The 11,863-nt window shown below is 47.1% G+C and carries 12 protein-coding genes; 8 read left to right on the top strand and 4 right to left on the bottom strand.

All coding sequences use genetic code 11. The annotated features are described in order from the left end of the window. Positions 1-27: 27 nt before the first annotated feature. Genes nagZ through hinT form a run of 4 tightly spaced genes read right to left on the bottom strand, consistent with a single transcriptional unit; the run spans position 28 to position 2,661 of the window. Positions 28-1,074 (bottom strand): beta-N-acetylhexosaminidase, encoded by a 1,047-nt coding sequence (gene nagZ / locus ACWA5Z_RS07830; protein WP_431051209.1) that lies wholly within the window; start codon positions 1,072-1,074, stop codon positions 28-30. 38 nt (positions 1,075-1,112) lie between these two features. After that, complete coding sequence (locus ACWA5Z_RS07825) at positions 1,113-1,919, bottom strand: phosphotransferase (protein ID WP_431051207.1); 807 nt, start codon at positions 1,917-1,919, stop codon at positions 1,113-1,115. Positions 1,920-1,926: 7 nt separating this feature from the next. Continuing rightward, a complete protein-coding gene (locus ACWA5Z_RS07820) occupies positions 1,927-2,286 on the bottom strand; it encodes a YcfL family protein (RefSeq protein WP_431051205.1) in 360 nt (119 codons plus the stop codon). A 9-nt stretch (positions 2,287-2,295) separates the two neighbouring features. Then, entirely contained in the window at positions 2,296-2,661 is a 366-nt protein-coding gene (gene hinT, locus ACWA5Z_RS07815; protein ID WP_431051203.1) for a purine nucleoside phosphoramidase, read from the bottom strand. 399 nt (positions 2,662-3,060) lie between these two features. Between hinT and focA the strand changes: the two genes are divergently transcribed. The 8 genes from focA to ACWA5Z_RS07775 all read left to right on the top strand — a co-directional run bounded on the left by focA (position 3,061) and on the right by ACWA5Z_RS07775 (position 11,847). Continuing rightward, on the top strand, positions 3,061-3,915 hold the full coding sequence (gene focA / locus ACWA5Z_RS07810) for a formate transporter FocA (protein WP_431051201.1): 855 nt from the start codon (positions 3,061-3,063) through the stop codon (positions 3,913-3,915). A gap of 96 nt (positions 3,916-4,011) precedes the next feature. Then, positions 4,012-6,294 (top strand): formate C-acetyltransferase, encoded by a 2,283-nt coding sequence (gene pflB, locus ACWA5Z_RS07805; RefSeq protein ID WP_431051199.1) that lies wholly within the window; start codon positions 4,012-4,014, stop codon positions 6,292-6,294. A 129-nt stretch (positions 6,295-6,423) separates the two neighbouring features. Next, positions 6,424-6,672: an AbrB/MazE/SpoVT family DNA-binding domain-containing protein gene (locus ACWA5Z_RS07800; protein ID WP_431051197.1), complete on the top strand. Its 249-nt coding sequence runs from the start codon at positions 6,424-6,426 to the stop codon at positions 6,670-6,672. 99 nt (positions 6,673-6,771) lie between these two features. Continuing rightward, complete coding sequence (locus tag ACWA5Z_RS07795) at positions 6,772-7,068, top strand: putative toxin-antitoxin system toxin component, PIN family (protein WP_431051195.1); 297 nt, start codon at positions 6,772-6,774, stop codon at positions 7,066-7,068. A 95-nt stretch (positions 7,069-7,163) separates the two neighbouring features. Next, the gene (gene pflA / locus ACWA5Z_RS07790; RefSeq protein WP_431051193.1) at positions 7,164-7,904 is read left to right on the top strand and encodes a pyruvate formate lyase 1-activating protein; all 741 of its coding nucleotides are present in this window, start codon (positions 7,164-7,166) and stop codon (positions 7,902-7,904) included. A 278-nt stretch (positions 7,905-8,182) separates the two neighbouring features. Beyond that, positions 8,183-9,250, top strand: coding sequence for a factor H binding protein domain-containing protein (locus ACWA5Z_RS07785; protein WP_431051191.1), 1,068 nt, complete (start codon positions 8,183-8,185; stop codon positions 9,248-9,250). 62 nt (positions 9,251-9,312) lie between these two features. Beyond that, positions 9,313-10,761 carry a surface lipoprotein assembly modifier gene (locus ACWA5Z_RS07780; RefSeq protein ID WP_431051189.1) on the top strand — a complete coding sequence of 483 codons (1,449 nt, stop codon included), beginning with the start codon at positions 9,313-9,315 and terminating at the stop codon, positions 10,759-10,761. A gap of 150 nt (positions 10,762-10,911) precedes the next feature. Beyond that, positions 10,912-11,847 carry an aminoimidazole riboside kinase gene (locus ACWA5Z_RS07775; protein WP_431051187.1) on the top strand — a complete coding sequence of 312 codons (936 nt, stop codon included), beginning with the start codon at positions 10,912-10,914 and terminating at the stop codon, positions 11,845-11,847. Positions 11,848-11,863 lie beyond the last annotated feature (16 nt).

Here is an 11,863-nt window from a genome sequence, read left to right as displayed (position 1 = left end):
CGACCTTGCATTCAACATAGCAAATGCTTATTTTACAAATGCAGCTTTTTGCTCCAACCAGCATTGTTGCAATTGCTCTAAAGTGCGGTTTGCCTCAACCCAACGGCTTGTGGCTTGCAGGCTGTTCCATTCGATGGTTTTCCGTTTAAACAAACGGTTTAACCGCACTTGGCTTTCCGGGTCGGCTTGATGTTGCAGATTATCCAACACCTGAATCACGCCCTCGCGTTTATTGCACAGCAATAACAGATCGCAACCGGCGTTAAGCGAGGCTTGACAGCGTTCCACAAAATCCCCCATAAAACCAGCGCCTTTCATGCCCAGATCATCGGAGAAAATCGCGCCGTCGAAACCGAGCTGTTGGCGCAATACCGTTTTCAGCCAATACGCCGAACCGCTCGCCGGTTGGCTGTCACATTGGCTGTAAATCACATGTGCCGGCATTACCGCTTGTAATTTGCCCCGCTGAATCAACTCGGCAAACGGCTGGATATCGTGGGCAAAAATCATCTCTTTGGCACGCCCGTCAATCGGCGTTTCCAAATGCGAATCGGCGATAACGTGTCCGTGCCCCGGAAAATGTTTGCCGGTTGCCGCCATGCCGGCTTGCGCCATGCCGTCGATAAATGCCTCCGCCAGCGCACTCACCGACCGCACTTCATCCCCGAAACTGCGATCGCCAATGGCTTTGCTTTGATGTCCTAAATCCAACACCGGTGCAAAACTGAGGTCAATATCCAATGCGGTCATTTCCGCCGCCATTAACCAACCGGCTTGTTGTGCCAGTTGTCGTTGTTTTAAAACATCGCTTTCAAGTGCGGCGAAGGCTTGCATTGCCGGTAAACAGCTAAAACCGTCCCGGAAACGCTGCACCCGACCACCCTCTTGATCAACCGTGATTAACAGCGGCTTGTTCACCCGCTGCCGCACCGATTGAATTAAGCCTTGCAGTTGTTGGCGATCGTGAAAGTTACGGCTGAATAAAATCACCCCTGCGACAAGCGGATGTTGCAACAATTCCACTTCTTCCGTAGTTAATTCATAGGCTTGCAAGTCAATAAGTAGTGTCGACATAAAATTTCCTGTTATACGTGTTTGCGATTATATTTTGTCTATTGCGCGACAGATTCGGACGCAAGCGTTTGCCGCACTTGCCACCACAAACGGTTGAGCAATTTCACCCACGGCAAATAACTCGCAATCGCCTGACCGAACGCCCATTCTTTTTGCAACAAAGTGTTTCCCTGCAAATAATATTGCAATAAATAGCGCTGCTGATCCTGGCTTAATTCGTTATTCGCCAATAAAAACGCCATTTCCAAGGCGGGTTCGGACCATGCCGCATATTCCCAATCGAGGAGTTTGAAACTGCCATCCGGCTGTACGATAATATTGTGCGGATGAAGATCATGGTGGGCAATCACTTGAATCTCACTTTCAACAAAAGGGGTTAATTGATCCAATTGCATTAGCCAACCGCCATGCTGTTCTGACGGCAGTTGTTGCAACAAGGAAAAAATCCGCCGAATCAGATCCAACTGTGGCAACGTATTGATTTCCGCCGAATGCAGCACCGAAAAATGGTGTAACTGCTGTAAATTCAGCGCCAATTGCGCCAAGTGCGGTTCGTTCCATTGCGCCAACGGTTCGCCTTCGACCCAATGTTGCACCAGAAAATCATTCCCCTGATGAAAAACCGATGGCACAAACGGCAACAGTTGCAGGCTGAATAGCAGATCCGCCTCAAATTCGCGCCCGGCTCCCAAGCGTTGCAACGTCTCATTTTGCCGACGCAGCAGAAACCGTTGCCGATTCTCCAGTTGCACGCCGTAAGAATCGCCGCTCGCGCCCGCCAATGGCTGGCAAGAAACGACTTTTGCCGTCCAAAAATCGGCATTCAGAATCGAGGATAATGACACGGCTTATCTAATGCCCTTTAATATAAATACGATAATTACTGCTGTTCCGGGTCGGTTTTTCCAAACCAATGATTTCACGTTGCTGCGGCGGTAACGCCAATTGCACCCATTGCGGCAATTGCGACCAGTCTTTGAGCTGAGTCACGCCATCTTTATCATACCACGTGATTTGATACTGTAATGCCAACAGCCGTTGGCTAATATTGGTCAACCCCACCTGCTCGGCGCCGGCTTTCACCTCAATTGCCGCGGCTACGCCGGCGTCGATATTCACAATCGGCTCGCTGTCAGCTAAATAACGCGGCGGCGCACTGGAACACGCCGCTAACATGGCACTGCCGAACATAATAAGAAGAAAACGTTTCATCAATGATTCCTATTTTGCCAACATTGCGCCCAGTTTTTTGCCGCCGACCAAGTGCATATGCAAATGAAACACCTCTTGCCCGCCGTGCCGGTTACAATTCACAATTAAGCGATAGCCCTCTGTGGCAATGCCCTCTTGCTGCGCGATTTTCGCCGCCACCACAAACAGACGCCCCAAAGCCTGTTCGTCTTCGGCCGTCACCGCATTGACGGTCGGAATCAGCTTATTCGGAATAATCAAAATATGGGTCGGGGCTTGGGGCGAAATATCACGAAATGCGGTCACCAATTCATCTTGATACACCACATCCGCCGGAATTTCACGACGGATAATTTTACTGAAAATCGTTTCTTGCGGCGCGGCTGTCGTTGTCATTCTGCTATCCTTATTATCTGCTACAAATTGAAGCCAGAATAATGAAGTTAACGGTTTTTGGCAAGTTGCTATTGCGCAAAAATCCCAGTATGCTACCAACAAATGAGAGGAGTTCAAGAAAATAACATGAACGCTATTTCACCTACTAAATAATCCCAAACTATAATCTCTTTGTTTACACAATCAGCACTTTTCCGTTAAATATCAAAACACAAATTTAACCATAAAATAACATCTTAACCCTGCCTTAACAGCCTGATTTGATCTATATCACAGTTTGTGAGATAACATAGAATAGCGTCTCAAAATGATTTGTTTGTGTATCAGCAAAAAATTATAATGCTAAAAAAAAATAATAAATCTTAAAAAAATGTTTAGTTTCGAGGGAAACAATCAAAGATGAGCACAGATACAAATAACTCCTCCAATATGTTGAATCCGGCGCAGATTACCACGGTGGCGGTGAATGCCGGGGCGTATAAGGCACAAAAAAATCAGTTTCTTTCTTTTATGTCGGCAATTCCGGCGGGGGCGTTTATCGCGATTGCCTTTGTCTTTTATGCCACCACGCAAACCGGCGCAGCCGATGTCGCTTGGGGCATGGCGAAATTTGTCGGCGGCATAGTGTTTTCACTCGGGATTATCATGGTGATTGTCTGCGGTAACGAGCTGTTCACCTCCTCAACCATGACGGTTTTGGCTCGGGTGGAGAAGAAAATCAGCACCTTCCAAATGTTGCGTAACTGGGGTGCGGTTTATGCCGGAAATTTTGTCGGCAGTCTGTTTATCGTCGCGCTGGTTTGGTTCGGCGGACAAACGATGGCGGCGGACGGCAAATGGGGCTTGGTGATTTTGAATACTGCTCAGCACAAAATCCACCACACCTGGGTCGAAGCCTTTAGTCTGGGTATTTTTTGTAACATTATGGTGTGTATCGCGGTGTGGATGGCGTATGCCGGTAAAACCCTGACGGATAAAACACTGGCGGCGATTCTGCCGATTTCGATGTTTGTCGCCTCCGGCTTCGAGCACTGTGTTGCCAATATGTTTATGATCCCGATGGGGATTGTAACTGCACACTACAGCAGCCCTGAATTTTGGCAGACACTTGGTCTTAATACGGCACAATATGCCGATTTGGATGCGGCGCATTTTATTGTTAAAAATTTAATCCCGGTGACACTAGGGAATATCGTGGGCGGTGCGGTGTGTATCGCCTTAATGCAGTGGTATTTGACTCGCGAACACCACTAACTGGTTTAACGTATCGATGGTTTTATCTCTACGGATAAAGTGCGGTGCTGTCGGTATAATCGTTTTAATTTCTTCTAAATTAAGGAATGTATTGCTATGACACAATTAACTGAACTTCAGCAACAGGCTTGGGCGGGATTTAAAGGCGGCGACTGGCAGCAAAATGTCAATGTACGCGATTTTATCCAATTGAACTACACCCCGTATGAAGGTGACGAAGCTTTCCTCGCCGGCGCGACTCCTGCGACCGACGTATTATGGGAAAAAGTGATGGAAGGGATCAAAGTGGAAAACAAAACCCACGAACCGTATGATTTCGATACCTCCATCATCTCCACCATCACCTCCCATGCGGCAGGTTATATCCAACAAGATTTGGAAAAAATCGTCGGTTTGCAAACCGATGCGCCATTAAAACGTGCGATCATTCCATTCGGTGGGATCAAAATGGTGGAAGGTTCTTGCCAAGTTTACGGTCGCGAACTGGATCCGCAAGTGAAAAAAATCTTCACCGAATACCGTAAAACCCACAACCAAGGCGTGTTCGACGTTTACACTCCTGACATTCTGCGCTGCCGTAAATCCGGGGTGTTAACCGGTTTACCGGACGCTTACGGTCGCGGGCGTATCATTGGTGACTACCGCCGTGTCGCGCTGTACGGAATTGATTTCTTAATGGCAGACAAATTCAAACAATTCGGTTCGTTGCAAGAACGCTTGGAAAAAGGCGAAGATTTGCAAATGACAATCCAATTGCGTGAAGAAATTGCCGAACAACACCGCGCTTTAGGTCAAATCAAACAAATGGCAGCGAGCTACGGCTACGATATCTCCGGCCCTGCGACTAACGCACAAGAAGCGGTGCAATGGACTTACTTCGCTTATTTGGCGGCGGTGAAATCACAAAACGGTGCGGCGATGTCATTCGGTCGCGTATCCTCTTTCTTGGATATTTATATCGAGCGTGATCTGCAAGCCGGCAAAATCACCGAAGAACAAGCGCAAGAATTAATCGACCATTTGGTGATGAAACTGCGTATGGTGCGTTTCCTGCGCACCCCGGAATACGATCAACTGTTCTCCGGCGATCCAATCTGGGCAACCGAATCTTTAGCCGGTATGGGCTTGGACGGTCGCACCCTGGTCACCAAAAACAGCTTCCGTTTCTTGAACACGCTCTACACCATGGGGCCGTCTCCGGAACCGAATATGACGATTCTGTGGTCTGAAAAACTGCCTGACGGTTTCAAACGTTACTGTGCCAAAGTGTCTATCGACACCTCTTCCGTACAGTACGAAAACGATGACTTAATGCGTCCTGATTTCAACAACGATGACTACGCCATCGCCTGCTGCGTCAGCCCGATGATCGTCGGTAAACAAATGCAGTTCTTCGGTGCCCGTGCGAACTTGGCAAAAACCATGTTATACGCAATCAACGGCGGTATTGATGAAAAACTGAAAATGCAAGTCGGTCCGAAAACCGATAAAGTCACCAGCGAATATTTGGATTACGATGATGTGATGAACCGCTTAGACAGCTTTATGGACTGGTTGGCGACACAATATGTGACCGCACTTAACATCATTCACTACATGCACGACAAATACAGCTACGAAGCCTCACTGATGGCATTGCATGATCGTGATGTGTATCGCACCATGGCGTGTGGTATCGCCGGTCTGTCTGTTGCCGCCGACTCCTTGTCCGCAATTAAATATGCCAAAGTGAAACCGATTCGTGATGAAGACGGTATTGCGGTTGACTTCGAAATCGAAGGCGAATATCCGCAATTCGGTAACAACGACAGCCGTGTTGACGATATCGCCTGTGACTTGGTTGAACGTTTCATGAAGAAAATTCAAAAACTGAAAACCTATCGTAATGCAGTGCCAACCCAATCGGTATTGACCATCACCTCTAACGTGGTTTACGGCAAAAAAACCGGTAACACTCCGGACGGTCGCCGTGCCGGTGCGCCGTTCGGACCGGGAGCGAACCCAATGCATGGCCGTGACCAAAAAGGTGCGGTGGCTTCCCTGACTTCGGTTGCCAAACTGCCGTTTGCCTACGCCAAAGACGGGATCTCTTACACCTTCTCTATCGTACCGAATGCGTTAGGTAAAGATTACGAAGCGCAAAAACGCAACTTGGCAGGTTTAATGGACGGTTACTTCCACCACGAAGCGACGATCGAAGGCGGACAGCACCTGAACGTTAACGTGATGAACCGTGAAATGTTGTTAGACGCGATGGAAAACCCGGAAAAATATCCGCAATTAACCATCCGTGTTTCCGGCTACGCGGTACGTTTCAACTCGCTGACCAAAGAACAACAAAAAGACGTGATTACCCGTACCTTTACCCAAACCATGTAATTCGGGTTTAATCTCACTCCCAAGCCCCGCCGATTGGCGGGGTTTTTTGTTGCTTGCACGCTAGATCAAACTGTGTCACAATCCCAAAAAAAAGAATTCCTGAATAGTAAGGAATGAAAGGAGTATATCATGGAACTTGCAAAAATCACCTCAAAAGGGCAAATCACCATTCCTATCGCTATTCGCAAAAAATTAAATTTGAAAGAAGGCGATAAATTATTATTTGTTGAAAACAACGGCAAAGTTGAAATTCTGAATTCCACGATGTTAGCCATAAAAGAAGCACAGCGAGCTTTCCAAGGCGAAGCGGAAAAAGCCGGGCTGTACTCTGAAGATGATGTAGTTGAATTAATCAAAATGCTAAGGAAAGCAAGCTAATGCGAATCATGTTAGATACTAATGTATTACTATCTGCATTGCTTTTTCCGTCAGCGCGAATGAACCCGCTTAATCGAAGTCGTTGCTGTTGAAAACACAATGGTACTTGCATCTTACGTTGCAAATGAATTACAAACCGTTATGGAACGAAAATTCCCCCATAAATTAGAGGTTATTGATCGCTTACTTTCTATCATCAGCTATGAATTAGTCTATACACCAACCAAATTTAATTTGGATGTTTATATTCGAGATGAAAAAGACTATCCGGTGATTGCGACCGCACTTTTAGAAAATGTTGATATATTAATCACCGGTGATAAAGATTTTGTAGCATTAACATACCTGCCACTTGAAATTTTAACCCCAGCCCAATTCCTTGAAAAATACACCTAACCACATTCAAATCAGACTTTCTATCGCAAAGTGCGGTTGTTTCAGGTAAAATTGACCGCACTTTTACTCTCTAATTTTGCATTTTTGGTACTGCTATGACGATTAAAGCACGCATTCACTCTTTCGAATCCTGTGGTACGGTGGACGGGCCGGGGATTCGGTTTATCCTGTTTTTACAAGGCTGTTTAATGCGCTGTAAATACTGCCACAACCGCGACACTTGGGATTTAGACGGCGGCAAAGAAATCACGGTTGAAGAGCTGATGAAAGAAGTGGTGACCTACCGTCATTTTATGAACGCGTCCGGTGGCGGCGTAACCGCGTCCGGCGGCGAAGCGATTTTGCAGGCGGAATTTGTGCGCGATTGGTTCCGCGCCTGTAAAGAACAAGGCATTCACACCTGTCTGGATACCAACGGTTTTGTGCGCCGTTACGACAACGTGATTGACGAGCTGCTTGATGTCACTGATTTGGTGCTACTGGATTTGAAACAGCTTGACGATACCATTCACCACAACCTGATCGGCGTGCCGAACAAGCGCACCCTCGAATTCGCCCGCTACCTGCAAAAACGCAACCAACGCACATGGGTTCGTTATGTGGTCGTGCCGGGCTACACCGACGACGATCACTCCGTCACTCTGCTCGGCGAATTTATCAAAGATATGCAAAACATCGAAAAAATCGAACTGCTGCCTTATCACCGTTTGGGACAACACAAATGGGAAGCGATGGGCGAAAAATACGAGCTGGAAGACGTACTGCCGCCAAGCAAAGAAAAAATGGATCATATCCAAGCGATTCTGTCGCGTTATCACAACAACGTGATTTACTAATTCACTTCTTTTTCAACGCGCTATCCGCTCTTCTACCGATAGCGCGTTTCTATTTTTTCTCTGAACTTCCCCCTCTCTTTTTTGAAATTTTACTCCATTTTTATTTCTAATGTGACAAAGATCAAAGTTTCCGCATAAAGATCGCTAAAGCCTTGTTTTTTTTTTTTTTTTTTTAAACTGAGAAAGTTTAATGATTTTTTATCTGTTTTGGAGTGAAGAAATCATTAACTGTGAATTTTATTTACATTTTTCTAAGCGTAAACCATAAGGAATATTTTATGAAACCCACAATAAAAACCACTGCTTTGGCTATTTTAATCTCTCTCGGCGCAGTCGCTTGCGGATCGTCGGGTGGCGGATCAAACAATAAACCTGCCGCAAACACCAATACATCAACAACAGTGACACCGGCTACCGATAATTCCACCGCCGAAAAAGCGCGTAAAGCTGAAGAAGCGCGTAAAACCGAAGAAGCCCGTAAAGCCGAAGAAGCGCGTAAAGCCGAAGAAGCTCGCAAAGCCGAAGAAGCCCGTAAAGCTGAAGAAGTGCGCAAAGCCGAAGAAGCCCGTAAAGCCGAAGAAGCCCGTAAAGCCGAAGAAGCCCGTAAAGCTGAAGAAGCTCGTTTAGCCGAATTAGCGCGTACTGAACCCAACGCCTATGTTTATACCGCAACATCTTTAAATAACAGCGACATTTTAGAGCCTATTAAAAAAGACACTTGGACAAATGAAGATGGTTTAGCCAAATTAGTCGCTGCGGATGGCTCCGGCAAAGGAAGATCTAGCCAATCCGTAAGCAGTAGTTCCGTGACTAACGGTAAAGTATTAAACATCGAAGCAGCTTATGATACTTACAGCAATAACCTAAATGACTCCGGTATTGCCGGTGTTTCAGCTACTGGCACAGTCAATGGACGTAATGCCAACGATGCGATGGTAATCTACTCCGGACGAGCAACAAACGCCAATGAATTAGAAACGTTAAAAGGCTCTGCTAAATATCAAGGAACAAGTTATATCGCCATTACTGACAATATTTCAGAAGGTACGGTTACACTCAATGCTGACTTTGATAAAAAAACCATTTCTGGTGATATAACTCAAATGCACTTCGAAAATATTTGGCGAGAAACTGAACTCTCCAAAACAGCAATTACCGCTAAAAATGGCGAAATCACTTTTACAGGTAATGCTAAAACCACCGATAAAGGTCTAATGGATATGCCACTTTCCGGTACTTATGAAGGAAAATTTATGGGACGTGGTGCAGCTGAAGTGGCTGGTTCAGCAACATTAACCGATCGATGGGGATATGAAACCAAAGCCGTGTTTAATGCTGCCAAATAATTATTTAGGTTGTATAACAAATTAATTGAGGCGCACCTGCGCCTCTCTTTTTAAGAAAAAACATGAAAAAATCTCTTTTAGTAACAAGCCTAACCGCACTTTGTGCGTTAAGTGCGGTAGCAGAAACCTCGACTCCGATTCAGCAAACAACGCAACCTGACAGCATTCAAAATATCGCGTTGCCAACTGCGCCATTGAAAACCCTGGACGATTCAACGCCAAGTGCGGTGCCGCCGTTGCGGGTGAGTCGGGCGCAATTGTTGGCAAGTCCGCAATTAACCCAAGATTGGCTCAATCTTGCTTTGCAGCAACGCAACCCTGAATTGATTCAAGAATTGCTGGCGATTTACCGCACTTTTGCGCAGCATGATCCAATTTTAATTCAATTTGCCGAAGCCACTCTTGCGCAACTGGCGCAAGATTATCCGCTGGCGATTAGCCGTTTTCGTGAAATCCTCGCCGTCAATCCCGACCTCAATCCGGTGCGCATTGAATTAGCAAAAAGCCTGTTTCAAGATCGACAAGACAATGCGGCACGCGATCAGTTTGAAAAAGCCAAAAGTGCGGTCGGCGTGCCTGCGCCGGTGGTCAAGCTGATTGATTCCTATCTGGACGCATTGCAGCAACGCAGCGGCTGGCAAAGCCGTTTCAGTGCCTATTACTTGCGTGACGGCAATGTCAATAACACCTCGTCCAACCGTGAAATCGAGAACACCGGCTTTGTCAAAGACGAGCGTATGCTGCCGCAGTCGGCACACGGCATTGCCTACTCATTCAGTCTGGAGCGGGATTTCAACCTGAGCGCCGCCCATTATCTGCATTTTGGCACGGAACTGTTCGGTAAGAATTTTTGGGATAATCACGCTTACGATGACATTTATCACCGCACTTACCTCGGTTACAGCCATAAAAGTGCGCTGCAAACGCTTTCCGTGTTGCCGTTTTATGAAAAACGCTGGTACGGCAATCAATCGTATAAGTGGGCGAACGGGGTGCGGGGCGAATATCGCCGCTGGCTAAACGCCAACTGGCAACTTTCAACCGCACTGGAACACGCCGAACAGCATTATTATGACAACCAAAACCTGAACGGACATAGCCAACTGGCTTCCGCCACCCTGCTGTGGTTACGCAGCCCGCGCCAATTTTTCTATTTTGGTAGCGATTACAATCGGGAACAAACCCGTGTGTGGCAATACAGCAACAATACTCGCACTCTGCGCCTTGGTTGGGGGCAAGAGTGGCAGTGGGGCACTTCCTCGCGTTTGGGCTTGTCTTACGCCCAACGCCACTACAAAGACCAAGCCAAATTGGGCGAGATGATTCCGCTCGGTAAAGTGCGCAACGATAAGATTTATAACGTGAATTTAACCCTGTGGAAACGCGACTGGCACGTTTGGGGCATTACGCCGAAGCTGCATTTCAACTGGAAAAAACAAGCCAGCAACCTGCCGTCGATGTATTCCTATACGCAGAAAAATGCCAATCTGATTTTTGAAAAGACATTTTAATCACCAAAGTGCGGTTTCACGACCGCACTTTTTAGATCCAGATCACATTTTCCAGTCCTACTTTCAAGAAAAACCGCACTTTCCTTGCCTACCTAAACCGTTTTAGCTAAAATTTTAGCCAAATCTTCCAGCAAGTAGAAAGGTAACAGTATGAGACAAAAAGTATGGGTATTAGGTGACGCGGTGGTGGATTTGATTCCCGAGGGAGAGAATCACTATATTAAAGCGCCCGGCGGCGCGCCTGCCAATGTTGCCGTCGGGATTGCCAGACTGGGCGGAAGAAGCGCGTTTATCGGGCGGGTGGGCGATGATCCGCTCGGGCGTTTTATGAAAAACGTCTTACAGCAAGAAAACGTCAACACCGATTTCATGCTGCTTGATCCGCAAAACCGCACGTCGACGGTGGTGGTCGATTTGGACGACGACGGCGAGCGCAGTTTCACCTTTATGGTCAATCCCAGTGCGGATCAGTTTCTGCAAAGCGACGATGTACCGCAGTTTAACCGTGGCGAGTGGTTGCATTGCTGTTCGATTGCGTTGTTGAATAACCCGTCACAACAAGCGACGCTGAATGCAATGCAGCAAGTCAAACAAATCGGCGGCATGGTGTCGTTCGACCCGAATTTGCGTCTTTCGCTGTGGGAAAATGAGGACATTATGCGCATGACTGTCATGCAGGCAGTTGAGTTGGCGGATGTGCTGAAATTTTCCGAAGAAGAACTCACCCTGCTGACCGAAAAAGAGACCTTAGAACAGGCTTTGGCAACCATCACCGCCTATTATCCGCAAAAACTGATTATTGTTACCAAGGGCAAAGCCGGGGCGTTGGTGCATTTGAATGGTGAACAGCAACTGATTAGCGGCAAAGCGGTGCAAGCGGTGGACACCACCGGCGCAGGCGACGCTTTTGTCGGCGGTTTGCTTGCCGGCTTATCGCAAACCGAAAACTGGCAGCAATGGGAGAATCTTGTGCCGATTATCCGCCAAGCCAATGCTTGCGGCGCACTAGCCACCACCGCCAAAGGCGCAATGGCGGCATTGCCGAATCAGCAACAGTTAGCCGATTATTTGGCGCAATCGGCTTAATTAACAGAAAGGGGAA

The sequence above is a fragment of the Testudinibacter sp. P80/BLE/0925 genome, from assembly GCF_053570785.1.
This window is presented reverse-complemented; position numbering and strand designations above follow the sequence as displayed.